We start from the raw sequence: 26,287 nt of genomic DNA on the forward strand, positions 1-26,287 counted from the left end.
AGAGTTAAAAAAGTAAAAAGTTAATGTAATAAAATATGGGGAGTACAACTTTTGAAGATTTAGAAGTTTATAAATTGACCCTACTTTTTACGATTAATATTTTTGACTTATTGAATGAAAAGCAACTCGAAAAAGAGTTTTCTATTAAAGACCAATTAAAACGGGCAACTCTTTCTATTTCCAATAATATCGCGGAGGGATTTGAAAGAGAGACGGATAAAGAATTGATACGGTTTTTATATTTTTCTAAAGGCTCCTCTGGAGAAGTGAGAAATATATTAAACATTTTAAAAGAGACAAATTATATAAATGAAGATAAATGGTTGTCGTTAAGAAGTGAAGTTATAGTAATATCAAAGCAACTTTCTAATTACATTAAGTACATTAAAAGGCGCTAATAAAACTCCTTAACTTTTTAACTGTTTTCTTATTTACTTAGAATAAAAGTATGGCATATACCGAAGAAGAATTAAAAAAAGAGCTCGAGACGAAGGAATATGAGTATGGATTTTATACCGATATTGAATCGGATACTTTTCCTATTGGATTAAACGAGGATATCGTTCGAGCAATTTCAGCAAAGAAGAATGAGCCAGAATGGATGACCGAATGGCGTTTGGAAGCTTACAGAGCTTGGACGAAAATGGACGAACCTGAATGGGCAAATGTAACTTACGAGAAACCAGATTTTCAAGCTATATCTTATTATTCGGCACCTATGAAAAAGCCGAAATACGATAGCTTAGATGAGGTAGATCCAGAATTACTAGACACGTTTAAAAAGTTAGGTATTTCTGTAGATGAACAGAAAAAGCTAGCTGGTGTTGCAGTAGATATCGTAATGGATTCTGTTTCTGTTGCAACGACTTTCAAAAAGACTTTAGGAGAAAAAGGAATTATATTCTGCTCTATTTCTGAAGCTATTCAAGAGCACCCAGAATTAGTAAAAAAATATATTGGAACTGTAGTTCCTGAGAAAGACAATTTTTATGCAGCATTGAATTCGGCAGTTTTCTCTGACGGTTCTTTCTGTTATATACCTAAAGGGGTTCGTTGCCCAATGGAATTGTCTACATATTTCCGTATTAATCAAGCAGGAACTGGTCAGTTTGAGCGTACCTTGGTTATTGCAGACGAAGGGAGTTACGTAAGTTACTTAGAAGGATGTACAGCGCCAACAAGAGATGAGAATCAATTGCATGCTGCAGTGGTAGAATTGATTGCATTGGATGATGCTGAAATAAAATATTCTACTGTACAGAACTGGTATCCTGGAAATAAAGATGGTAAAGGAGGGGTTTTTAACTTCGTTACCAAAAGAGGATTGTGTGAGAAAAATGCTAAAATTAGCTGGACACAAGTAGAAACTGGATCTGCAGTAACTTGGAAATATCCTTCTTGTATTTTAAAAGGAGATAATTCTGTTGGAGAATTTTATTCTATTGCGGTAACTAATAATTATCAGCAAGCAGATACAGGAACGAAAATGATTCACTTAGGAAAAAACACTAGAAGTACGATTATTTCTAAAGGTATTTCCGCAGGGAAATCTCAAAATAGTTACCGTGGTTTAGTTCAGATAAATAGTAGAGCAGACAATGCTCGTAATTTCTCTCAATGTGATTCTCTATTAATGGGAAATGAGTGTGGAGCACATACGTTCCCATATATCGAAACTAAAAATAAAACGGCTCAAATAGAGCATGAGGCTACAACTAGTAAAATTGGAGAAGACCAAATTTTCTATTGTAATCAACGTGGGATTGATACAGAGAAAGCAATTGCATTGATTGTAAACGGATTTAGTAAAGAGGTTTTAAATAAACTTCCGATGGAATTTGCCGTTGAGGCTCAAAAATTACTGGAAATTTCTTTAGAAGGTTCCGTAGGATAAATATAATAAGGTATTGAGTTTGGGAATTTATTTTTAACGCAAACTCGGTAACAGCATAACTTGATAACAAGATAACAGCATAATTAGAAGTATATGTTAAAGATTGAAAATTTACACGCTAGCGTAGAAGATAAAGAAATTTTAAGAGGAATTAACCTAGAGGTGAAACCAGGAGAAGTTCATGCTATAATGGGACCTAATGGTTCTGGAAAAAGTACATTATCGTCTGTAATTGCTGGTAATGAAAACTTTGAAGTTACAGAAGGAAAGATTAGTTTCTTAAATGAAGATATTGCGGAATTGGCACCAGAAGATAGAGCTCATAAGGGTATTTTCTTATCGTTCCAATATCCAGTAGAAATCCCTGGAGTTTCTGTTACTAACTTCATGAAAACTGCAATTAACGAAACACGTAGAGCGCAAGGATTAGAAGATATGCCAGCAAAAGATATGCTGCAAAAAATCCGTGAGAAATCTGAATTATTAGAAATCGACCGTAAATTTCTTTCTCGTTCTTTAAACCAAGGGTTTTCTGGGGGAGAGAAAAAGCGTAACGAGATTTTCCAAATGGCAATGTTAGAGCCTAAATTAGCTATTTTGGATGAGACAGATTCAGGATTGGATATCGATGCTTTACGTATTGTTTCTGATGGTGTTAATAGATTGAAAAGTAAAGACAACGCTGTAGTAGTAATTACTCACTACCAACGTTTATTAGAATATATCGTTCCAGACTATGTTCACGTTTTATTAAACGGTAGAATTGTAAAATCTGGTGGAAAAGAATTAGCATTAGAGCTAGAGGAAAAAGGATACGACTGGATTAAGCAGGAAGTAGCGGTATAAGCATTATAGTTTGAGGTGTTAGTTTTAATACTCGATTGCAAAAGAGTTGTATTAGATTCTAACTACTATTTTGTTGGTTATGCTTGTCGTAGTAGCAAAATGGATATAAAAAAAAGCTCTCAGGGCTTTTATTAAATAAAAATAAAAAACTGGATTTCTAAGCTTAGGACATAGTCATTTTCTGACTATCAGTAAACGTGAAAACCAGAAACTAGCATACAAAATGGAATTAAAAGATAAATTAATATCATCGTTTATGGCTTTTGAAAATCGTGTGGATGTTCATCATCCAGTACACGATATTCGTACGGAAGCAATAAAGGTCTTTGAGGAAAAAGGATTCCCTTCAAAAAAGGATGAAGCTTGGAAGTATACCTCGCTAAATACATTATTGAAGAATGACTATAGTGTGTTTCCTAAGGAAGAGTCAGCTTTAGAATTTAAAGATGTAAAGAAATATTTTATACATGATATAGATAGCTATAAGATTGTATTTATAGATGGTATCTATAGTTCTCATTTATCACAAACATCGCATGAAGGTTTAGATGCTTGTTTAATGAGTTCTGCGCTTACAAAGCCTAAGTACAGACTTATTATTGAGAATTACTTTAATAAGATTGCAAAAAAGGATGAAAGTCTAACAGCGCTGAATACAGCTTTTTCTCGTGAAGGTGCTTTTATAAATATACCTAAAGGAAAGGTTGTAGATAAACCGATTCAGATTATTCATTTAGCTACAGGAAAAGAGTCTTCTATTATGTTACAGCCTCGTAGTTTGGTTGTTGTTGGAGAGAATGCTCATGTTCAGATTATAGAACGTCACCAGAGTTTAACAGACAATCCTGTGCTTACAAATTCTGTTACAGAAATATACACTCATAAACGTGGTATTGTAGATTATTATAAGATTCAGAATGATAATGAAAATGCTTCATTAATCGATAATACTTATATTTCTCAGCAAAAAAATAGTCATGCTTCTGTGCATACTTTTTCTTTTGGAGGGAAAATAACACGTAATAATTTACAGTTCCTACATAATGGAGAATATATAAATTCTACGTTAAAAGGAATCACAATTACTCAAGATAAGCAGCATGTAGATCACAGTACACTTGTGCATCATGCAACGCCAAATTGTGAGAGCCACCAAGATTATAAAGGGATTTATGCTGATAAAAGTACGGGTGTTTTTAACGGTCGTATTATTGTAGAGAAAGAGGCTCAGAAAACCAATGGTTTCCAACAGAGTAATAATATCCTAATTGATGAAAAAGCAACTATCAATGCAAAGCCACAATTAGAGATTTTTGCTGATGATGTAAAATGCTCACACGGTTGTACTATCGGACAATTAGATGATGAAGCTCTATTTTACCTACAATCTCGTGGAATTCCTAAAAAAGAAGCACGTGCATTAATGATGTATGCTTTTGCAAATAACGTACTAGAAAGCGTTAAAATTCCAGAAGTAAAAACACGTATTAATAAATTAATAGCCCTTAAGCTAGGTGTTAATTTAGGTTTCGATTTATAAAAGAAACTTTTAGAAGTTTAAAACCCGAATATTCATTATGAGTATTCGGGTTTTTTGTGTTTCTTACTTTCCTATACATGATTTTATTAATGAAAAACAACTGTAGAATGAGGGAGTTTATAAAAGAAGAAAGAGAATTATATTAAAAGTTCAAAATTTCTTCTAAATTAACACGTTTATTAGCTGTCATGAAAATTCTAATAATAGAGGATGAAGTTGAACTAGCAGAAGATATAATTAATTATCTAACTGGAGAGCAGTACCTGTGCGAATGGGTGTCAGATTATCCATCCGCTATACAGAAAATTCATGATTATAATTACGATTGTATTTTATTAGATATAATGTTACCAGATGGTAACGGATTAACAATCTTAGAAACACTTAAGAAAATAAATAAGCAAGACGGCGTTATTATTATTTCTGCTAAAAACTCTACAGATGATAAGATAAAGGGTTTAAAACTAGGAGCCGACGATTACCTTGCTAAACCCTTTCACTTAGCAGAATTAGCTGCAAGAATTGAATCTTTAATACGGAGACAGCAATTTGATAGTAGCAATTTAATTATGCAAAATGAGTTAACGGTCGATTTAAATGCTAAAATAGTAGCTGTAAATAATTCCAATATTAATCTAACAAAAAAGGAATATGATTTACTGCTTTTCTTTATGGGAAATAAAAACAAGGTGCTTTCTAAAGGAGCTTTAGCAGAACATCTTTCTGGAGATTTTGCAGATATGTTTGATAGTCATGATTTTGTTTATGCACATGTTAAAAACCTAAAGCGAAAATTAAAAGAACAATCTTATGGGGAGTATATAAAAACTATTTACGGAACAGGATATAAATGGGAGTCATGACAAAGTTACTTCACAAGCCTCTAAAAGCATTTGCTATATATGCTTTGATAATTTTAATTGTGAGTATTCCTGTGTACGTATTAGTGGTGGATTATATATGGACAACGGAGTTGGATGAAAATAACTGGCTTACACTGCAACATACTAAACAAAAGCTTCAGTCTAAAAACTTTACTACTGATGAGGTGGAGCAGATAAATTACATTTGGGGGCAGCTTCAGCCTGGAGTATCAATAAAGAAATCAATAAACAATACTGTTTTTAAGGATAGTATTTACGAAGTAATTAGAGCTAATAAATACGACTTTGATAATGGGGAAGATAGATTTCGTGGTTTAACATCTCATGTTGTGATAAACGGCGAGCCATATGTTGTGACTATAGAAACTAATGTTGAAGAATCTAAAGAAACCTTTATTGCCATAGCTTCTATAACGCTGGTATTTTTTGTAATTCTGATAGTTGGATTCATACTATTAAATAAATATATCGCCGCTAAAACGTGGAAACCATTTTATAATACACTGCGAGTGTTACAGACTTTTAAAGTTTCTGATGATAAGGAAATTAAATTTTCGTCTACAAAAATTGAAGAATTTAAAGCTCTAAACGATACTTTAGAAGTTATGATAAACCATAATATCGATCTTTATAAACAACAGAGGTCGTTTATTGAAAATGCTTCACATGAGTTGCAAACACCTATTGCACTACTTAAATCAAAAGTTGATTCATTGCTTCAGCAAAAGGGGTTAGACTCAAGCACATCCCAGATTCTTAATAATATAGAGGGGCCTCTTTCACGATTATCAAGGATTAATAAAAATCTATTGGTACTAGCCAAGGTTGATAATTATTCATATGGTGAAAAAAAGGATCTTGATGTAAAAGCCTTAATACAGGATACACTTTTGTTGTTTGAAGATTATATAGATGAAAAGAAGCTTTCTCTTAAAAATAAGATACAAGAGTCTATTATAGTTAATACAAATACGTTTTTATTAGAAACGCTTATTCATAATCTGCTTTCCAATGCAATTAGACACACTGCTTCAAATGGAGAAATTATTATTACTAGTGATGATTCTACAATTGAAATCATGAATTCTGGAGCTGAAGAATTAGATAATAATAAGTTGTTTAAGCGGTTTTCTAGTACTTCTCAGAAAAAAGTAAGCAGTGGCTTAGGGCTTGCTATAATTAAAGAGATTACTAATAAGAGTAACTGGGATGTAACATATAATTTTAAAGACTCGTATCATATTTTCACAGTAAAGTTTTAGGCATTCTAAATTTCTTCTAATTCTTGTTTGATGTTTGTCGTTCCAATATCTTTTAAAGGTGTTGTGAGTATGAGTAATTAATATCAATTCAATCGCCAAATGTCCAATACAATAAAGTATCTAAGAACGTTAAAGTTCGATTATCGAGTAAGAACCAAGGTTGCCATATTATTTTATATGCTTCTGTTTTTTGCTTACGGAAATGCACAAGATTCCCTAGTGAACGTTTCAGGAAGTATAAAAGATGTAGCTTCAGGAGAAACACTCCCTTTTGTAACTGTACAAATAAAATCGCCAACAGGAACTAAACTTATCGAAGGAACTATTTCTAATGATAATGGATTGTTTACTTTTTCTGAAGTAAAATCTGGAGATTATGTTTTGGAACTTTCATATACTGGATACAAAAAACATGTAGAGCCACTATTTATTGGTGCTAATTCTAAATATATCAACATTGGTGTTATAGAAATGGAAGCTCAGATTGAGCAATTAAACGAAGTTGTTCTTACTGCAAAGCAAGAAGCTATTGTAGGAGCTATGGATAAAAAAACTTACGGAGTAGCTGATAATATTAGTCAAGGTGGAGGAAGTGTTTTGCAATCGATAAGTAATCTCCCAGGAATAACTACTCAAGATGGACAAGTACAGCTTAGGGGTAGTAGTAAAGTTGTCATTTTGATAGATGGTAAGCAAACCGCAATAACTGGTTTTGGAAATCAGAGCGGACTTGATAATCTCCCTGCTTCAGCAATAGAAAAAATTGAAATAATTAATAATCCTTCAGCAAAATATGACGCTAATGGTAATGCGGGGATTATCAATATCATATTAAAAAAAGAATCAGAAACAGGATGGAGTGGTAAAGTAGGTATGTCGACAGGACTTGGAGCACTTTGGGAGCGTAAAGAGAATCTCCCAGGAATCCGACCACAATACAAAATGACTCCCAAGATTAATCCTTCCATAGCACTTAACTACAGAAAGGAAAAGGTGAATTTCTTCTTGCAAGCAGATAATTTATATACCGAAACTTTAAATAAGAATGAGTTTGTTACTAGAATTTACGACGATGGTACTATTACTAACCAACAGCTCAAGCGAAATAGAAATACCAATTTTTTCACAACCAATGCTGGGGTAGATTGGTTTATAAATGATTATAATACACTAACAGTGTCAGGTTTTTTTAGTCAGGAATCGATTAAAGATTATGGTGATCAACCTTTTTTTGATGGTTATACAAATGAGCGCCTTCGACTTTGGCAATTTTTAGAAGATGAAGTGTTAACTGCTTTTATGGGGTCTGTTGCTTTCGAGCATAAATTTAAACAGCCAGGCCACACATTAGACGTCGCTTTTAATTACACTTTTGATAGGGAAGATGAAAAATATTTTTTTGAAAACACAATGCCTTCATTTACTACAGAAGAATCCTTTTTCTTGATTGCTGATCAAAAAGTAGCAGATTTTACTTTAGACTACACAAAGCCATTAAAGCATGGTCTATTAGAAACTGGTTTTAAATTTCGTAGCAGGACCATTCCAACAGATATGCAGTTTAATCCATCTGAAGAAAATTCTGTATTAGATACTGGAGCTGATGGAAAGGCTACTTATAAAGAGATAATCCCTGCACTTTATGGTAACTATACATATGAAATAAAAAAGTTAGAAGCTGAAATAGGAATGCGATTAGAATATGCAGATTTGCAATATGATGTAGATCCAAACCATAATACTTACCAAAGTGATGGATATGATTATTTAGAACTATTTCCTAATGCTCGTTTAACATATAAAATTAATGATAGTAACAAACTTTCTGCTTTTTATAACAGAAGAGTGGATCGTCCTGATGAGGTAGATATTAGAATTTTTCCAAAATATGACGATGCTGAAATAATTAAGGTTGGGAATCCTAGTTTACAACCTCAGTTTACCAATAGCTTTGAGTTAGGTTATAAAAAGGATTGGAGCGCTGGTTATTTTTATGGAGCAATATATCATCGTGCTTCTGAAGGAACGATTACAAGAATTGCTACTACTGTAGATAATACCAATCTTATATATAACATTTCTCAAAATGCAGGTAATAGTTATAATTCAGGAGTTGAAGTTGTAGTAAGTCAGGAATTAAATGATAAAATAGCTTTGGATTTAAATCTTAATGGCTATTATAATCAAATAGATGCTTTTACGGTTGTAAATCAATACCCAGTAGAGAATTCTTTTACTGCTGATGAGCAAGATATATATTCGGGAAATATAAAATTAAATGGCAAGTTTAAAATAGGAAATAGTATCGAAGCACAATTAACAGCTATTTATCTTGCTCCCGATATTATTCCTCAAGGGACTATAGATAGTAGATTCTCTTTGGATACAGGAATAAAAAAGATTGTTCAAAAAGGAAAAGGTGAATTTTATTTTAATGCTACAGATTTATTAAATACAATGGTTACAAAGAAGGAGATAGAAGGAAATGATTTTTCGTATACTAGCTCCGATTATTACGAAACGCAGGTAATTCGATTTGGTTATAATTATAAATTTTGAAGTATGCTAACTCAGATATAAAGGCCTAAAAACCCATTATCCAATTACCTTTCTAAATCTTTCGGGTAGCTCGTTTTTTAAACATAGCTTTTGTTGGGTAAAAGGATGCGTGAATTCTAAAGAATATGCATGGAGATATAAGCCCTTTCCATTTAGAATTAAGCCTTCTTTTCCATATTCTTTATCTCCCAGAATAGGATTACCAATACTGGCCAAGTGAATTCGTAACTGGTGTTTTCGTCCCGTTTTAGGTTTTAGTTTCACTAAATTGAGATTTCCAAATCGTTTTGAAGGCACAGTTTTTAGAACTTTATATTTCGATTTAGACTTTTTCCCGTCTATGGTAGCTGTAATTACCCCTTTAGAATCCATTTTACCAATGGTAATAGCAAAATATGTTTTTTGAATCTTCTTATCTTCAAAAAGTTTGTTCAGTATACGAATACTATTGCTTGTTTTTCCAGTCAATAAAATACCAGTTGTGGGATAGTCTAACCGGTGTACAGGCTGAGGAATAGCAGCGTCGATAAGCGTGCTTTTCTTTAAGTTTTGAGGCAAAGCATTCGCGATTGTTTTAAAGCTATTTCCGCTTACTAAAATACCTGCAGGCTTATGGATAACCGCTAGGTATTCGTCTTCATATAATACAGGAAGTGGAAAAATAAGTTCTTTCTTCGCTTTTGTTGTTTCGGGAATAGAGATTTGAATAGTTTCTCCTCCTTTTATAAAAGTTGCTGTGCTAGCAAGAGCTCCATTTATGGTAATAAGTTCTTTTTTTATAGCCTTTTTTAATGCAGATTTAGTGAGGGCACTATTAAAAATCCCGACACCATATTCCTGTAATCGAATTGGATGAAGCAGCTCAGGGACAATATGTTTTTCTGTTTTATTAATGGGAGTTTTATTTTTTAAAAAGCTCTTTTACGGCACTAAGATTAGTGTCTTTATTTACGGGGTAAAAATAATCAGTTTGCCATTGCTGACTTCTTTGTGCTTGTTTGTTCTGTGGCCGGTCCCAAGGGGAATAGACTCTAAAAGCTCTTTTTCCTTCTTTATGTTCAGTAGAAATAATTCCTTTTCTTATTAATACTGATTTAGGGAATACAAATTGCCCTATCTCATTTGCTGATTTTACGGTGACAACAAAAAAATCAAATTCATCAATTGTATGAAAAGGTGCTATTGACTTATTCTCAATTCGTTTCCAAAAAGTAACAAATTGTCCAGCCTTTTTAGGAGTCACTTTACCGTCTCTATAGATAATATTTAGGCCATTAAGTTTAAAAGTACAAGCACTATATTCTTTACTTTCTAATGCAGGTTTAAAATCGGAAAATTTAAAATTGCATGGCGCGTAAACTTCGGCCTTTATCGTTTCGAGACTTTTATTCATTTTTAGAGTTTATATCTTTTAGCTGAAGAGATTTCTCTTCTTGCGCCTTTTTAATAATCGCTTTTAGGCGCTCTTTATGTTGGAGTTTTTGCTTCTTTTGTTTATTGATTTTCTGATTCATCAACTTGGTATGTTTGGCCTTGTTGACAGTGTTTTTTGCTTTTCCCTTTTTTGCCATCTCAATAAATTTAAAATTTCGCTATAACTGCTTCAGCACAGCGTTCTCCATCCATAGCTGCAGAAATAATTCCGCCAGCATAACCTCCTCCTTCTCCACACGGAAATAAACCTTCAATTTGTGGATGTTCTAAATTTTCCTTTCTCGGAATATTTACAGGAGATGAGGTTCTAGATTCTACACCTACAATATTAGCTTCGTTGGTATAATAACCATGCATTTTATCTCCAAAAGCGGCAAAACCTTTACGCAATCTACTTCCTATAAGTTTAGGTAATAATGAATGCAGTGGTGCTGATTTTAATCCCGGTTGGTATGAAGTGTCGTTTAAAGTAGGTGAAATTTTACCTTCTACAAAATCTACCAAACGCTGTGCTGGTGCTACTTGACTCCTTCCTCCAGCATTGAATGCTAATTTTTCTAAATCTTTTTGGTATTCTAACCCTTTTAAAGGACCGAATTTATCATATTTAAAGAGGTCTTTTTCTATGTTTATTTCCACAACGATTCCAGAATTTGCAAACCTATTGTTTCTTTTGCTAGGAGACATTCCGTTTACAACAACTTCTCCATTGGCAGTAGCTGCTGGGACAATAAAGCCACCAGGGCACATACAGAAAGAATATACGCCACGTTCGTTAACTTGATGAACCAAACTATATGCCGCAGCTGGTAATAATTCGTCTCTTTTTCCAGAACAATGATATTGGATGCTATCGATAATCTCTTGCGGATGTTCTACACGTACGCCCATGGCAAAAGATTTTGCCTTTAAAGCGATGTCTTTTTTGTGCAATAGATCGTAGATATCTCTAGAAGAATGCCCTGTTGCCAATATAACAGCATTAACAGAGAGTTCCTTACCGCTTTGTAATTGTATAGCTTTTAGTTTGTTGTCTTTGATTATAAAATCCACAACTCGGGCTTCAAAATGTACTTCTCCGCCATATTTTATAATGTTCTCACGGATATTCTGAATGATTTTAGGGAGTTTATTGGTTCCAATATGAGGATGCGCATCTACTAATATCTGGTCTGTAGCTCCGTGGTATACTAGATTCTCAAAAATCCTTCTTACATCTCCACGTTTTAAGCTTCTAGTATATAGTTTCCCGTCAGAATAAGTTCCAGCGCCGCCTTCTCCAAAACAATAGTTAGAATCCTCATTTACAAAATGCTCCTGATTTATAGCTTTTAAATCGCGCCTTCTGTCTTGTACATTCTTACCACGTTCTAAAACTATCGGTTTGTAGCCTAATTCTATGCATCGAAGTGCTGCATACATTCCAGCAGGTCCAAAACCAATAATGTGTACCTCTTTTGCATTGGAAACATCTTTATAATCGAAAGTATAAGCAGGGTTGTCAGAGGGTTTCTCTCCTAAATAAACCGCTACTTTATAATTAAAGATAATATCTCTTTTACGAGCATCTATAGATTTTCGCAATACTTTTACTGCTGAAATCTCTTCTTTAGAAACTCCTAATTGCTTGGATGCTTTATACAATAAAATATCCTCTTGCTTTTCTTCAGTAAGGTTAACACGGAGTTGAATCTCTTTTATCATGAAGCAAAATTACGCAAATGAAATCAGTTTTTGTCAGCATAAAATTTTTAAAGCTATGCAGGTCAATCTAAAAGTGTATTTCCTCTTTTATTTTAGTGTAAAATAAACAAAAGCAGAAGTTTATTTAAATTGCTTTAAGTGTTCTAGTAGAAGATTTTTCGACTAATAATCAAAGCCGCATTGTTATATAGATCTACTTTTATCGCTATAGTCAAGGGATAATTCGTTGTTGTTTATTTTGTAAATTAGATCTTCTACTTCACCACAATTACAACATCTAGTTCCTGTTTTAATATAAAAAATACCGTTTATGGTATATGTGGTCAATTTCTGTAGTGAGCACGCACCTGTTAATGGATATACAAGGTCATTATAAATTGCAAATCGTGGTCCCGATGTAGAGCCATCCGAAGAGCGGTAGGAAGCTATTGTTACCTCAATATGTTTGTTTTTTGCGACATGCATTTCTGGAAACCGACTAACAGCCGCTTTATTTAGTTCATTGGAAAGTGAAGCTAGATTCGCAGTAGTCTTTAACCGTTGATCCATTTCCTTTCTAGTTTGCTCATCGGTTATGATATGAGTATCTATCAGTTTAAAATCTATATTTTTTGTGTTAGGAATAACAGCGATGTCTAGATTTATATTATCTCGAAATAGAGAAGGCTCAATCGCCGTAAGTTCTAGTTTTCCTAAGATAGGATCTTCTTGAGTGGCATGCGTTGTTGTTTTTACCTTATGCGCTTTCCCAGATTTAAAATTTAGAAGATATAAATGTTTATTAAGAGGTTGATTTCCCCATAACATCAATGTGTCCGTATTCCAAAAGGTTAAAGAAAATGTATTTTTTAGAGCATCTTCCCCGATTAATGTACCTTCATTATCAATTGAATACTCCAAAGTATCAGCCGACGAAAAATAGACATCATCTAATTTTAAAGGAGTGCTTTTCTTAGTTTCGTTACAGCCAATTAGAAGAATAATTAATAACGATAGTGGTATAATATTGCGCATTATTGCTATGAATTTGAATTTAAGGGGAGTTCAAATATAGTCAATAATCTACATTTTTATTTATTTTTTTGATGAATTATTCCTGAATTTGTAGGAAATAGGACTTCTGTTACTTCTAGTTTTTAGTGCTAATTACCACCCAATGCTACTAACTTTAAAACGGTTTTCCAGTTCCTAGTTGTTGCTTCAACTTTTAATTTTTTCTCAAAAAAGGCATTTGATAATTTTGATTGATGGTATTTCCCTTCGCAATAAATAAAAACATCTTTATCCTTAATTGTAAACAAATCTGGTGCGTAATCATAACGCTCTGTTTCCTTTATATTTTCTTCGGAAGGAGATTCATTTAAGAAAGTAAGGTGGAGTTTATTTATATCTGAATTACTAGTATAATATGGATTTGAATCTGTTGCTTGTTTTAATTCTTTTACAGTTCTTATTACCACAGGAACTTCAAATCCAAATTTGTTTTTTATAGCACCTCTTATTTGTTCCGCTAGTTTTGTATGTGCTGATTCTTTAGAATCGAAAATCACATTTCCGCTTTGGATGTATGTAACGACATTAGAAAACTCCAAGGCTTCAAACATCGCTTTTAAATCCGACATCAATATTTTTCTCTTTCCTCCAACATTTATCCCTCTTAGGATTGCAATTTTTCGCTGCATATAATTGTTTCTTTTTATGTCTATTATTATTTATAATCCTCAGGAGTTACCTTAATGTTGAATAAGAATACGCCTTTTTTATCTTTATAATCGTATTTTAAAGTCACTTCATTTTTTCTAAAATCGGCCATATCTGGATTCGTTTTCACAGAATTTATAATATTTGGCTCGATATTGCTTTTAAACTCATCGATATTAAGTTCAGATTTTTCTAGATTCACCAATGTATAATTATACTGAAGTGTATTGTTTGGGAGGACCACAGAATTATCTAGCCGCGTGTCTTGATCGACCATAAACGGACAAGTTTTATTAATTTCGTTGGAAACCTGCACTAATACTTCATCATAAGCAGAAGGACTAAAGAGCTTTTGAACAAAATAAAAACTTAGAATAGCAGCTATTACCCCAACTATAATAGAAGTGATTTTCTTTGTATTACCCTTCTTTTTATTTTCTTTTTGTGGAGTTATATATTCAGTCGTTTCTAACTTTTGTTTCGGCAAAGTATGACCACATTTTGAGCAATATTTTGCATTCGCAAAGTTTTCAACATCACAATTTGAACAATTTATTTTTTCCTTTGTATCCATTTATCTACGGAAGAGCTCCTTATTTTATAGTTAAACTTAATTTATTCCTTTAGAAATACCGCCTAAAAACCAATCAAAATCAAAGGCATCGCCAGAAGCTAATCCCATTCTTACTACAACAAGATCTTTTGATGGAACGATATACACACGCTGGCCTTGAAAACCATCGGCATAATAGGTGTCCATTGGTGCATGAGGCATTTTATCTGGTGTATTGAGCCAAAAATGTGCTCCGTAGAGGCCATCAGAATTTGGTGCTGGTTCCGCTACATAATCGCTCCAATTCTTGTCAAATAACTGATCGCCGTCCCAATTTCCATTGTGGAGATATAGCAAACCAAATTTCCCCCAATCGCGAGTAGTTGCCCAGCCATAAGAAGAACCTACATAAGTTCCAGCAGCATCAGTTTCAATAAACATACTTTTCATTCCAATTCTATCGATAAGCTTTTGGTACAGAAAGTTTAGATATTCCTTATAGCTATTAAATTCTTTTCGCAATAAAGAAGACAATAGATTTGTAGTTCCAGAGGAATAATTCCATTGTTTATTTGGAGCAGCTTCTGCTAGTTTTTCTTCTTGTACTTTTCCCATATTATCTGTTAGGAAAAGCATTTTGGTGACATCAGAAATGGTGGCATAATCTTCGTTCCACGCTAAGCCGCTGCTCATGTGTAACAAATCGTTATACGTAATTTTTGCACGTTCATCGTTTTGCCAAGCTTTAATATTTGTAGGGTCGTTTACATTGAGCTTCCCTTCATATTGGAGAATCCCATAAAGTGTAGCCATAATACTTTTTGTCATCGACCAACCGAGGAGTTTAGAATCTTTGTTTAGGGAGTCGGCATATTTTTCAGCAATAATCTGATTTTTATAAATAACCAATACAGAACGTGTTTTCTGAATCTCATTGTTGTCGAAAGAAGCATTTACAATCTCATCGATTTGCTCATAATCTATATTAGAGAAGAAAGTATCTTTTTGCTGTAAATCACCATACGGATACGGCCGATTAATTTTCTCCGTATTTCGGATGGGTGTTTTCGCACTTTTAATTTTTTCTACATCTGAATTTATTGGTAGTAACACACATCCTAATCCTTTACGGTAAATGGCAGTACGCGATTTTAATCCGTAAACACTAGCGGTAACCGAATTGGCTGTTTTATTAATCTTATTCTTTGCTAAGTTGACAGGCGCAAAATTATTGTCGTTATTTCTTGTGAATTGCTGACTTCTACCGTCATTAAAAACACAAGAACACATGTTTTTTGCTGAAAATCCACTGATAATATTCAGTTTTGGATAGTTAAAGTAAACAACCGAAATAAATAATAAACATATAAGAATGATTGTAAAGAGTGCGAAGCGTTTAAAATTTCTCACAGATTAGGTGTTGTAGTTAATGTAGAATAAAGATAATATAAAAAGATTTAAGAGCTGAAGATAGAGCGCATGGTTTTCGATGTTTATTGATGTATTAGATTGGGATATACAAAGAATAAATAGATTATTAAATACTCATTTTTAACGTTTATAGTCAATTAAAAACAGATAAAGTATATCGAAATAATGGACTATTAAAACTTTCAACTTTATAACCTTTATACTTTACAAACTGTTGCCTACTTTTGTACAAAGATTAGTTATGATTGATATACAGAAAATACGTGAAGATTTCCCAATTTTAAAAAGGGAAATAAATGGATATCCTTTGGTTTATTTTGATAATGCTGCGACTTCGCAAACGCCAAAGCAGGTGATGGACTGTATTGTAGATTACTATTCTAATTACAATGCCAATATCCACCGTGGTGTACATACATTATCTCAAGAAGCTACAGATTTATATGAGGCTTCTCGTAAAAAGATCCAAGCACATTTTAATGCTAAAAAGGATTATGAGATTATCTTCACTTCTGGGACTACACATAGTATAAACTTGGTTGCAAATGGGTTTTCAGCGCTTTTAAAGGAAGGCGATGAGCTTATAGTTTCTGCTTTAGAACATCACTCTAATATTGTGCCTTGGCAAATGCTTTGTGAGCGCACAGGAGCTGTCTTAAAAGTTATTCCGATGGACGAAAACGGAGAACTTAAGATGGATGTGTATTCAGAATTGTTATCGGATAAGACAAAGCTTGTTTTCTGTAATCATATTTCTAATGCTCTTGGAGTTATAAATCCTATCGAAGAAATTATTACTAAAGCCCACGCTGTTGGCGCTGCGGTTTTAATAGATGGCGCGCAAGCTTGTCCGCATCTAAAGCCAGATGTACAGGCATTAGACGTTGATTTCTATGTGGCTTCTGCTCATAAAATGTGTGGGCCTACAGGTGTAGGAATGCTTTATGGAAAAGAGGAGTGGTTAAAAAAATTGCCGCCATACCAAGGAGGGGGAGAAATGATTGCGGAGGTTACTTTTGAAAAAACTACCTATGCAGATCTTCCTCATAAATTTGAAGCTGGAACTCCCAATATTTGTGGAGGAATTGCCTTTGGTGCCGCCATAGATTACATGAATAATATTGGTTTTGATGCTATTCTTGCTTATGAAAATGAGCTTTTAAAATACGGAACAGAAAAGCTTAGCGAAATTGAAGGATTAAAGATTTATGGGGTTTCTGATAAGAAGGCTTCTGTAATCTCTTTTAATATTGAAGGCATCCATCCTTATGATATCGGAACTATTGTAGATAAGCTTGGAGTAGCTGTAAGGACGGGGCATCATTGTGCACAACCGATAATGGATTTCTTTAAAATTCCGGGAACAGTGAGAGCTAGTTTTGCCTTTTATAATACCAAGGAAGAGATTGATGTTTTGGTAGCAGCTGTAAAGAAAGCTTCAATGATGCTTTCGTAGTTTTTTATTGAAAAAGTATATCAATTTTATTGCTGAAATATTTATTGTTTCAATCATAAACGAGTTGTTTTTTTAAATGAGCTAACGGCTGATGCATTTATTTGAAATCTTAATTCTATTGTTATTGCATTAGGGATTGAGTGGTCTGTTTGAGCTCTTATGGCAAGAGATTGCCATAAAGCGAGTAACGAAAGCCCGGACGCGAGTTTTCTTCGCGGAATGCCCAAAAAGAAGCCTACATGATAGGTTTTATATCTTTTTAATGTCTTTAGATGCTTTCTACTATCATTTTCCTTTATAATAACATATAGTAAAACAGTTGAATAGCATTTATTCTTGTTGTATTTTTGTTGAAAATTAAACCTATGACAATTCAAGAGATTCAAAATGATATTGTAGATGAATTTTCTATGTTCGACGACTGGTTGCAGCGTTATGAGTATATGATCGAGCTAGGGAAGTCATTGCCACTTATTGATGAAGATTATAAAACGGAAGATAATATAATTAAAGGATGCCAGAGTAAAGTATGGGTTCATGCGGAGCTTGAAGGTGATAAGTTGGTTTTTACTGCGGATAGTGATGCTATTATTACTAAAGGAATTATTGCTATTTTAGTAAGAGCTTTCTCTAATCAAAGTCCAAAGGATATTATAGAAGCGAATACAGATTTTATAGATGAAATTGGCTTAAAAGAGCATTTGTCACCAAATAGAGCTAATGGATTGGTGAGTATGATAAAACAATTAAAGTTATATGCAGTTGCATATCAGACACAATTAAATTAAAAGAATATGAGTGAAACAATAGATACAGCGGCATTAGGAGAAAAGATTGTAGTGGTTTTAAAAACTATTTATGATCCTGAGATTCCTGTAGACATCTATGAATTAGGACTTATTTATGATGTTTTTGTAAATGAAGATTATGAAGTTAAAGTTTTAATGACACTTACAACTCCAAACTGCCCAGTAGCAGAAACATTACCAGTGGAAGTAGAAGAAAGAATTAAAACTCTTGATGAGGTAAAAGATGCAGAGGTAGAAATTACTTTTGACCCGCCTTGGAGTCAAGAATTAATGAGTGAAGAAGCTAAATTGGAGTTAGGTTTATTGTAGGAATACCTAAATAGCGATACGTTAAAGTTGTAAGGCTTGATGTAAGAAGTAAAAGTGCTTATATATTAAACTTTAACGCTATTAAATACTCCAAAATCATAAATGCATGCAGGAAGAAATAATTAATAGAGTAGCGCAAAGTAAACTGGAGACTTTTAATCTTGAAGATTATTATCCAGCTGGTGAGCGTGTGCTTTTTGATATTAAAGATTGGCTTTTGGAAGGATTTTTGTTGAAAGAAAAAGATTTCCGAGAGCTAGCTAAAAATTATAATTGGGAGCAATATGAAGGTAGTTATGTAGCGTTAACATGCTCTACAGAAGCAATTATCCCTGCTTGGGCATTTATGTTGCTTACTACGTATTTAGCTCCTTACGCAAAAAAAGTTGTAGTTGGTTCTTTAGAGCAATTGGAGACATCTATATACCAAGATGTCATACCAAATATTGATCTTTTGGAGTATACAGATAAACCTGTTATTGTGAAAGGATGCTCTAGAAAACCAGTACCACAGAATGCTTATATAATGATTACGGAACGCCTTATCCCTGTAGCAAAAAGTGTTATGTACGGAGAAGCTTGTTCCGCTGTTCCTTTATATAAGAGAAAATAATTCATAATTTCCCTCAACATATCTACTTATTGTAGTAATATTGCACAAATTTTTTAAAAGGATAACTTAAAATTTAAATCAATGAGAAAATTATTAGTAATAGGGGCTCTTTTATTAGGGGTTACTTTTTCTTATGCTCAGGATGCGGATGCAGAAGATGCACCAAAACAAGGATGGACTAAAGGTGGAACATTTACCTTTTTATTAAATCAATCTGCTTTTAGTAATTGGGTTGCTGGGGGACAAAATAATATTTCTGGAACATTAGGAGTAAATTATGACTTTAATTATTTAAAAGAAGATTGGTCTTGGGATAATAAAGTGATTGCTTCTTATGGTCTTACAAATAACGAAGATCAAGGAACGCGTAAAACAGACGACCGTTTTGAATACAACTCTTTAGTTGGTAAAAAAGCTTTTGGAAATTGGAACTATTCATTCTTCTTAAACTTTAGAACTCAATTTACAGATGGTTATGATTATGATAACGATGAAGATGGTGATTTCCGTACTTCAGGATTATTTAAACCAGCTTATTTAACTTTTGGTCCAGGTATGGAATGGAAGAAAAATGAGAATCTTAAATTGAACTTAGCTCCAGCTACTTCTAAAATGACTTTTATTAGCGATGATCTTTACATTTATGATGATGATATAAGTGACTTCGTAGAACATTCAGGCCCTTCGAATATTAATGACTTGCAGGCTTATGGAATTGATCCAGGAGATAAGTTTCGTTATGAGTTAGGTTTCTATGCTTCAGGTTACTATAAATTTAGCTTGATGGAGAATGTAACTTTTGAAAACACATTAAACCTTTATTCTAACTATTTAGAAGATCCACAGAATGTAGATATCGACTATACGTTGAATGTTGTAATGAAAATAAACAACTACCTTTCTACAAATTTCACAGTACAAACTGTATATGATGATAATGCTGTTAATGCATTGCAATTGCGTGAAGTATTTGGTCTTGGAGTTAATTTCGGATTCTAAGAACACCTAAATAATATTTATTAAAAAATCCTCTTGTTATTTCAAGGGGATTTTTTAATTTAGACTATATTCTACAGTATAATTGTATAGTCTATGATTGATGAGGTTTTATTAGATGGTTCTCAAATTGAAAATTTAGAGGTAAGTAAAGTTTCTTCTAAAACCATAACTCGTCTTAAAAATCAAACAGAACTTACTACTTTTAATCCTGATTTTAGTTTAAAGCTTGTTTCTGTTCTAGGTGATATAAAAGCTCAAACAGTTGCTGTTTCTTTTCTTATTACTCATATATTAGGGAATCAATTATTATGTTTTTATCACAGAGACGTGCATACTTATGTGAAAGATGTTGCTGATAATAAATATTTTTCAGAACAGGCTTCTGTAGGTAATATGTCTGTAGGTTATTATTCCGTTTGTAACAGAATTTTAGCGAATATACCTATTGAAACAAAAGTAATTTTTAAGAATATTAATCCAGAGGTTGATGTGTTTAGCAACATTACTATAAAAGTAAGTAATGAAGATTTGTATGCCGACTATTCTGAATTTGGTTTTATTAAAGGAAAGAATTTAGTTATAGATTGGAAATAAAAAAAGCAAGCCTAAGGATTTAAATCCTTGGGCTTGCTTTTTAAACCTGAATATAAATATTCTAATTTACTCTTCAGTTTCTTCTGTATAATCCTCATAAAGGAAATTATTATAAGGGAAACGTTGTACATGGAGTTCTCTCACTGCATCGTACACTTTCTTTCTAAATTCCTCTAGGTTTTCTTTGTTAAGGGCAGATATAAATAGCACTTCGTTATCTCCAACTCTTCCCATCCATGTTTGTTTCCATTCATCGAGGGTAAAGTGTTTAGTAGTTTTTTCAGTTACTAAATCATCTTCTTCAATCGTTTCATGCTCGTAATTATCGATTTTATTAAAAACCATAATTGCAGGCTTATCAGAAGCTTTTATTTCATCTAATATCTGATTTACAGAAGCAATATGCTCCTCAAAATTAGGATGTGAGATGTCTACAACATGCAGTAGTAAATCGGCTTCTCTCACCTCGTCTAAAGTACTTTTAAAAGATTCTACTAATTGTGTAGGGAGCTTTCTTATGAATCCTACAGTATCAGTTAATAAAAAAGGAAGGTTTCCTATAACTACTTTTCTAACTGTTGTATCTAGCGTTGCAAATAGTTTATTCTCAGCAAAAACTTCACTTTTACTAATAACATTCATCAGCGTAGATTTACCAACATTGGTATATCCAATAAGGGCTACACGAATTAATGCGCCACGATTTCCACGTTGCGTTTCCATCTGGCGATCTATCTTCTCCAGTTTTTTCTTAAGAAGAGCAATACGATCTCTTACGATACGCCTATCTGTTTCAATCTCTGTTTCCCCAGGACCACGCATTCCAATTCCCCCACGTTGACGTTCCAAGTGAGTCCATAAACCTGTAAGTCTCGGTAATAAGTATTGGTATTGTGCCAATTCTACTTGTGTTCTAGCATTACTAGTTTGTGCACGTTGGGCAAAAATATCAAGAATAAGACTCGTTCTATCAAGAATTTTAGCCTTCAGAATTTTCTCTATATTACGTTGCTGACCAGGGGTTAGCTCATCATCAAAAATAACAGTCCCTATATCGTTCTCAGTAACAAATTGTTGAATTTCTTCCATTTTCCCAGTTCCAATAAAGGTTTTGGGATTCGGAATATCCACTTTCTGGGTGAACCTAGCAGCAACTTCACCACCGGCAGTATATGCCAAGAACTCTAATTCATCTAAATATTCTTTAGATGTTTCCTCATCTTGCTCTTGGTTAATAATTCCAACGAGCACTGTTTTCTCATATTCTAATGTTTTCTTTTCCAGCATAAAATAAAATGTAAAGTACAAAGGTACACAATTGATTTTTCTATTTTTACAGCATGAACGATAACAATTTGTACACCGTAGCTTTTTACAATTTAGAAAACTTATTTGACACTATTAACGATCCTAATATTTTAGATGATGATTTTACTGAAGATGGTCGTCTTGAGTGGGATGATGATCGTTATGAAAATAAAATATTCAAGCTAGGAAAAGCCATTTCTCATATAGGAACAAACGAATCTAATTTTCCACCCGTGATTTTAGGGGTTGCTGAAGTAGAGAATAAAGCCGTTTTAAATGATTTAATTGCTACTGAATCATTATCAGAAGCTAATTATAAATACATTCATTACAATTCTCCTGATGAAAGAGGAATAGATACAGCTCTTTTATATCAAGAAAAGCATTTTAAAATAATTCATAGTAAGGCAATTCCTTTATTAGTTTATAGTGAAGATGGAGTTCGTGATTTTACTAGAGATATTCTACATGTATATGGAGAGCTTCATGGGGAGCCAATTCATGTTTTTGTAAATCATTGGCCTTCTCGCCGTCAGGGAGATGGGGAAACCGCTTATAAACGTATAGCCGCCGCAAAATCACTTCACACCGTTATGGATCAGATTAAAGTACAAGAAAATGATCCTAAGTTTATTATTATGGGAGATTTTAATGACGATCCTAGTTCTCCAAGTGTAAAAGATAATTTGGTTACTAACGATCTGTATAATCCAATGGAAAAATTGCATATTCCTTCAGAAAGAGGAACACTAAATTTTAAATCTAATTGGAATATTTTTGACCAGATTATTATCTCCAATAATTTCTTTAATATTTCTGAAAGTAAACTACGTTTTATCAAAGCTGATATTCTTGATGATAAATTTCTCGCAGAATGGAAAGAAAGGTATAAAGGTTTTCCTTTTAGAACTTATGTAGGTAAAAAGTACTTAGGTGGTTATAGTGATCACTTTCCTGTGTTTATTCAATTAAAAGAGTCTTAACTATTCTTTTTTATAAGGTAATGTTATAAGATTATCTTAATATCCAGAGGCTATTATTCTATTCAATCTTATATCATTATCCTATTTATATATCCTGATCCCTCGCAACTTATTTCGAGGGATTTAGTTTTTTATAAATGAAAATGTTTCTTCTAATCTTGTTTTCATCATTTATCACCTAAAAAATCTATTAAAGGTAAATATCGTCGATGAAATGCATAATTAACTACAGAAAAATATTACAACAAAAGTAGTCCTAAGTTTATGTTTATTATGTTTTTATGTAGTTCGTCGAAAACACTAGTGCATTTCATCGAATAAATCGAGCATTTCATCGGATTGATTTTACTTAACTCCTACATTAGTTAAGCCAAATCACAATAATTATGAAATCAATCCTACAAAAAGCAATTTTGTCTATTACCGTTATGGTAGTTTTACTTCTTAATGTTCAAAAAGTAACTGCGCAGCATAAATTTCAAAAGGATACTCAAGTAGAACAATCACAAAGTACCAATCTTAAATCGATTTCAAAAAAATTTAGAAACAATACTTTATTGCAAAAAGAGCAAGCAAAACGTATGGCTGTTTCTAAAGGATGGAAGCTTACGGAAGAACTTCCAAATGGAGGTTTAATGGAGTTGGAAAGAATAGGGCCAGATGGCGCTCCTATTTATTATACAACTTTTAATGATAATGTGGTGCACGCTTCTAGATCAAATTCTTTGTATAACACAGGCGATTTACATTTAGATGTAGATGGAATTGGTATGCATGTAGGAGTTTGGGATAGCGGAAATGCATTGATGACTCATCAAGAATTTACTGGTCGTGTTCAATCTGGTGATAACTCTAGCAGAACAAGTGGGCATGCAACACATGTTTTAGGAACGATTATGGCAGCAGGAGTGGATCAAAAGGCAAAAGGCGTTGCATATAATGCGGAAGGAGTAACTTTCGATTGGTCGAATGATGAGGCAGAAGTTGCTGAAGCAGCTGCAAATGGATTGCTACTTTCTAATCATTCTTACGGAATTAGTGGTAAAACTATTCCAGATTGGTACTTCGGTGCTTATATCTATCAGGCGCAAGAATGGGATGAAATTATGTACAATGCTCCATATTATCTAATGGTTACTGCTGCTGGAAACACACAACAATATCAATATAATGAAGCTCCAAATGTTGGTACACCTGCAGATGCAAATGATCTTTTACTAGGATATGCAGTTTCAAAAAACGGATTGACAGTTGCTGCTGCAGACAATGTGGTTTTGGATGAAAATAATAATTTATTAAGTTCAGAGATTGCGTCTTTTAGTAATTTCGGACCTACAGATGATGGGAGAATCAAGCCGGATATTACTGGAGAAGGAGTGGATGTGTATTCTGCTTATGATAATAATGATACAAGTTATGTGAGTCAATCAGGAACTTCTATGGCAGCTCCAGGAGTAACAGGTGCTTTATTATTGTTGCAACAATATTATAGAGAAACACATGGGACTTTTATGAGAGCGGCAACTTTAAAAGGATTAACGCTACACACCGCTGATGAAGCAGGGAATTTTCCAGGTCCAGACTATAAGTTTGGATGGGGAATTATAAATACCCGTAAAGCAGCTCAAACAATTTCTAAAGCTGGGTTTGAATCTGAAATAATTGAAGAGTCATTAAATGATGGTCAAACATATAGTTTTACCGTTGATGCTGAAGAAGGACAAACATTAATGGCTTCTATATCATGGACAGATCTTCCAAATCCAGTTAAAAATGAAGGTGATTTAAATGATGATAGCGCCGTTTTGGTAAACGATCTTGATGTTGTAATTACAAAAGATGGTGAAGATGCTGTATATTATCCATGGAAATTATCTGTAGCTACTGCAAATGCTGGAGCACAACAAGGAATTAATAATGTAGACCCTTTTGAAAAGATTGAAATTCCAAATGCATCAGGAACTTATACAATTACAATTACCCATAAAGGTAAGCTAGCCAATAATAAGCAAGATTTTTCAGTTGTTTTAACTGGAATTAAAAGTAGTGCTTGTACGTTAGATACTCCTCAAAAACTTACATCAACAGAAATTACGGAGACATCGGCAAATTTAGAATGGGAAATGGTGGAAGATGCTATTTATGAAGTTGCTTATAGACCGCAAGCAAATAATAAAAGTTCGGAAACAACTTGGGAAACTATTTTAGTTACCGAAAATAATAATAAAGTAGAGTCTTTATCGCAAAATACCGTTTATGAGTGGAAAGTAAGAACTTTATGTTCTGAGCTAGCAGAATCTGATTATAGTACTGTAAAAGACTTTAAAACGAAGTTTATAGATACCGAAGCACCAAGCGTAGTTAAGAATTTATCAGCTTCTAGTATTTCTCAATCAAGTTTAAATCTTAATTGGGGGCAAGCAGCAGATAATGTAGCTACTGTTGCTTATGAGGTTTATATGGATGGAATTATGATTGATGTAGTTACTGAAAATAAGGTTACTGTAAATGGATTGCAAGCAGATACTAATTATATTTTTACAGTAATTGCTAAAGATGAAGCTAATAATATTTCTGAAAATAGCGATGAATATAATGTAAAAACATTGTCTGAAGAGCGTTTAACTGCCATAATAGCTTCTAATGATTTTGAAAAAGGAATAGGGCAGTGGACTGCAGCTGGTGTTTGGGGAGCTAGTAAAGGGAAGTATAGCCTAGATAATTCTATCGCAGCAAGTAGCAGAGAAACTGGACTGGCTTCGATTTATACTCCAAAAATGAATGTGCTGCCTTATGAGAAATTAACTTTTGACTTTTTTATTCTTGCAACTGCTATTAAAAATAATGACAAAGTAGTTGTGTCTATAAATAATGGTAATGGATGGAATGTATTAGATGAGTATTCAGTAAATGATGAATTGGAGAATGGATATTTTTATCAAGCTACTCTTTCCGTAACGAATAGTGAGTTTAAGTTTTCTGAAAACACACAGTTTAAAATTGAAACACAGATTTATAACGAAACAACAAGCGTATATATAGATAATGTTACGGTAAAAGGATATACAAATAGTGCAAGTAAAGAAAGTGTGCTAGATAGATTGGCAGCAATGGATGCGAGTGAATTATTAGAGACTGCTGAAGATATTACAAGAATAAGTGTATATCCGAATCCTACCGTAGATAATATTATGATTAACGGACTTTCTGAAACGAATGATGCATATCAGATTTATAATGCAACTGGTAACATTGTAGCAAGTGGAAATGGTTATAACAAAAGAATTAATGTTTCTAATTTCCCAACTGGATTATATGTAGTTAGAGTTCAAGAAAATGGTAAAATGACGGGAGCTAAATTTTTAAAAAATTAAGCTGATAGGTTTTGATATTTATATGACTAGAAAA

The 26,287-nt window shown here is 33.2% G+C and carries 24 protein-coding genes; 15 read left to right on the forward strand and 9 right to left on the reverse strand.

Features of this window, described 5'->3' with window-relative positions; all coding sequences use genetic code 11:
- The first annotated feature begins 35 nt into the window (after nucleotides 1–35).
- The 7 genes from ACN0TY_RS03455 (at nucleotide 36) to ACN0TY_RS03485 (ending at nucleotide 8,985) form a co-directional block, all read left to right on the forward strand.
- Nucleotides 36–398: a four helix bundle protein gene (locus tag ACN0TY_RS03455; protein ID WP_236957652.1), complete on the forward strand. Its 363-nt coding sequence runs from the start codon at nucleotides 36–38 to the stop codon at nucleotides 396–398.
- Between the two features lie 50 nt (nucleotides 399–448).
- Nucleotides 449–1,894: a Fe-S cluster assembly protein SufB gene (gene sufB, locus ACN0TY_RS03460; RefSeq protein WP_236957653.1), complete on the forward strand. Its 1,446-nt coding sequence runs from the start codon at nucleotides 449–451 to the stop codon at nucleotides 1,892–1,894.
- 93 nt (nucleotides 1,895–1,987) lie between these two features.
- Nucleotides 1,988–2,740: a Fe-S cluster assembly ATPase SufC gene (gene sufC, locus ACN0TY_RS03465; protein ID WP_236957654.1), complete on the forward strand. Its 753-nt coding sequence runs from the start codon at nucleotides 1,988–1,990 to the stop codon at nucleotides 2,738–2,740.
- A gap of 223 nt (nucleotides 2,741–2,963) precedes the next feature.
- Nucleotides 2,964–4,280 (forward strand): Fe-S cluster assembly protein SufD, encoded by a 1,317-nt coding sequence (sufD, locus tag ACN0TY_RS03470; RefSeq protein ID WP_236957656.1) that lies wholly within the window; start codon nucleotides 2,964–2,966, stop codon nucleotides 4,278–4,280.
- A gap of 188 nt (nucleotides 4,281–4,468) precedes the next feature.
- Nucleotides 4,469–5,143 (forward strand): response regulator transcription factor, encoded by a 675-nt coding sequence (locus ACN0TY_RS03475; protein WP_417443367.1) that lies wholly within the window; start codon nucleotides 4,469–4,471, stop codon nucleotides 5,141–5,143.
- Nucleotides 5,140–6,426 (forward strand): sensor histidine kinase, encoded by a 1,287-nt coding sequence (locus ACN0TY_RS03480; protein WP_417443368.1) that lies wholly within the window; start codon nucleotides 5,140–5,142, stop codon nucleotides 6,424–6,426. Before ACN0TY_RS03475 ends, ACN0TY_RS03480 begins: the two co-directional genes overlap by 4 nt.
- Nucleotides 6,427–6,525: 99 nt before the next feature.
- Nucleotides 6,526–8,985, forward strand: a complete 2,460-nt coding sequence (locus ACN0TY_RS03485) for a TonB-dependent receptor domain-containing protein (protein WP_417443369.1) — start codon at nucleotides 6,526–6,528, stop codon at nucleotides 8,983–8,985.
- A gap of 36 nt (nucleotides 8,986–9,021) precedes the next feature.
- On the opposite strand, the gene ACN0TY_RS03490 is transcribed toward ACN0TY_RS03485, so the two are convergent.
- From ACN0TY_RS03490 to ACN0TY_RS03525, 8 genes are all read right to left on the reverse strand, one after another.
- The gene (locus ACN0TY_RS03490; RefSeq protein ID WP_417443696.1) at nucleotides 9,022–9,879 is read right to left on the reverse strand and encodes an RluA family pseudouridine synthase; all 858 of its coding nucleotides are present in this window, start codon (nucleotides 9,877–9,879) and stop codon (nucleotides 9,022–9,024) included.
- A gap of 7 nt (nucleotides 9,880–9,886) precedes the next feature.
- Complete coding sequence (locus tag ACN0TY_RS03495) at nucleotides 9,887–10,378, reverse strand: MepB family protein (RefSeq protein ID WP_417443370.1); 492 nt, start codon at nucleotides 10,376–10,378, stop codon at nucleotides 9,887–9,889.
- Complete coding sequence (locus ACN0TY_RS03500) at nucleotides 10,371–10,556, reverse strand: hypothetical protein (protein ID WP_236957661.1); 186 nt, start codon at nucleotides 10,554–10,556, stop codon at nucleotides 10,371–10,373. The genes ACN0TY_RS03495 and ACN0TY_RS03500 overlap by 8 nt, the downstream gene beginning before the upstream one ends.
- Nucleotides 10,557–10,566: 10 nt before the next feature.
- Nucleotides 10,567–12,123 (reverse strand): NAD(P)/FAD-dependent oxidoreductase, encoded by a 1,557-nt coding sequence (locus ACN0TY_RS03505; protein ID WP_417443371.1) that lies wholly within the window; start codon nucleotides 12,121–12,123, stop codon nucleotides 10,567–10,569.
- 183 nt (nucleotides 12,124–12,306) lie between these two features.
- Complete coding sequence (locus ACN0TY_RS03510; protein ID WP_417443372.1) at nucleotides 12,307–13,137, reverse strand: hypothetical protein; 831 nt, start codon at nucleotides 13,135–13,137, stop codon at nucleotides 12,307–12,309.
- Between the two features lie 128 nt (nucleotides 13,138–13,265).
- Nucleotides 13,266–13,805 carry a DUF1697 domain-containing protein gene (locus ACN0TY_RS03515; protein ID WP_417443373.1) on the reverse strand — a complete coding sequence of 180 codons (540 nt, stop codon included), beginning with the start codon at nucleotides 13,803–13,805 and terminating at the stop codon, nucleotides 13,266–13,268.
- Nucleotides 13,806–13,831: 26 nt separating this feature from the next.
- On the reverse strand, nucleotides 13,832–14,311 hold the full coding sequence (locus tag ACN0TY_RS03520; protein ID WP_417443374.1) for a hypothetical protein: 480 nt from the start codon (nucleotides 14,309–14,311) through the stop codon (nucleotides 13,832–13,834).
- A 123-nt stretch (nucleotides 14,312–14,434) separates the two neighbouring features.
- On the reverse strand, nucleotides 14,435–15,667 hold the full coding sequence (locus ACN0TY_RS03525; protein ID WP_417443375.1) for a serine hydrolase domain-containing protein: 1,233 nt from the start codon (nucleotides 15,665–15,667) through the stop codon (nucleotides 14,435–14,437).
- 382 nt (nucleotides 15,668–16,049) lie between these two features.
- Between ACN0TY_RS03525 and ACN0TY_RS03530 the strand changes: the two genes are divergently transcribed.
- The 6 genes from ACN0TY_RS03530 (at nucleotide 16,050) to ACN0TY_RS03555 (ending at nucleotide 20,588) form a co-directional block, all read left to right on the forward strand.
- Entirely contained in the window at nucleotides 16,050–17,264 is a 1,215-nt protein-coding gene (locus ACN0TY_RS03530) for an aminotransferase class V-fold PLP-dependent enzyme (RefSeq protein ID WP_417443376.1), read from the forward strand.
- A 365-nt stretch (nucleotides 17,265–17,629) separates the two neighbouring features.
- Nucleotides 17,630–18,052 carry a SufE family protein gene (locus ACN0TY_RS03535; protein WP_417443377.1) on the forward strand — a complete coding sequence of 141 codons (423 nt, stop codon included), beginning with the start codon at nucleotides 17,630–17,632 and terminating at the stop codon, nucleotides 18,050–18,052.
- A gap of 6 nt (nucleotides 18,053–18,058) precedes the next feature.
- The gene (locus ACN0TY_RS03540; RefSeq protein WP_236957668.1) at nucleotides 18,059–18,382 is read left to right on the forward strand and encodes an iron-sulfur cluster assembly protein; all 324 of its coding nucleotides are present in this window, start codon (nucleotides 18,059–18,061) and stop codon (nucleotides 18,380–18,382) included.
- Nucleotides 18,383–18,488: 106 nt separating this feature from the next.
- Nucleotides 18,489–18,995: a DUF2480 family protein gene (locus tag ACN0TY_RS03545; protein ID WP_236957669.1), complete on the forward strand. Its 507-nt coding sequence runs from the start codon at nucleotides 18,489–18,491 to the stop codon at nucleotides 18,993–18,995.
- 81 nt (nucleotides 18,996–19,076) lie between these two features.
- Nucleotides 19,077–19,994: a DUF3078 domain-containing protein gene (locus ACN0TY_RS03550; protein ID WP_417443378.1), complete on the forward strand. Its 918-nt coding sequence runs from the start codon at nucleotides 19,077–19,079 to the stop codon at nucleotides 19,992–19,994.
- A 93-nt stretch (nucleotides 19,995–20,087) separates the two neighbouring features.
- A complete protein-coding gene (locus tag ACN0TY_RS03555) occupies nucleotides 20,088–20,588 on the forward strand; it encodes a hypothetical protein (RefSeq protein ID WP_417443379.1) in 501 nt (166 codons plus the stop codon).
- Between the two features lie 66 nt (nucleotides 20,589–20,654).
- Here the strand turns inward: ACN0TY_RS03555 and hflX are convergent, their stop codons facing one another.
- Entirely contained in the window at nucleotides 20,655–21,875 is a 1,221-nt protein-coding gene (gene hflX, locus ACN0TY_RS03560) for a GTPase HflX (RefSeq protein ID WP_236957672.1), read from the reverse strand.
- A 53-nt stretch (nucleotides 21,876–21,928) separates the two neighbouring features.
- Here hflX and ACN0TY_RS03565 point away from each other — a divergent pair, with 53 nt between their 5' ends.
- Together ACN0TY_RS03565 and ACN0TY_RS03570 are read left to right on the forward strand one after the other, a co-directional pair.
- Complete coding sequence (locus ACN0TY_RS03565) at nucleotides 21,929–22,879, forward strand: endonuclease (RefSeq protein WP_417443380.1); 951 nt, start codon at nucleotides 21,929–21,931, stop codon at nucleotides 22,877–22,879.
- A gap of 386 nt (nucleotides 22,880–23,265) precedes the next feature.
- Entirely contained in the window at nucleotides 23,266–26,253 is a 2,988-nt protein-coding gene (locus ACN0TY_RS03570) for a S8 family serine peptidase (protein ID WP_417443381.1), read from the forward strand.
- The last annotated feature ends 34 nt before the right edge of the window (nucleotides 26,254–26,287 follow it).

Source organism: Joostella sp. (assembly GCF_048266025.1).
GTDB classification, from domain to species: domain Bacteria; phylum Bacteroidota; class Bacteroidia; order Flavobacteriales; family Flavobacteriaceae; genus Galbibacter; species Galbibacter atrarenae.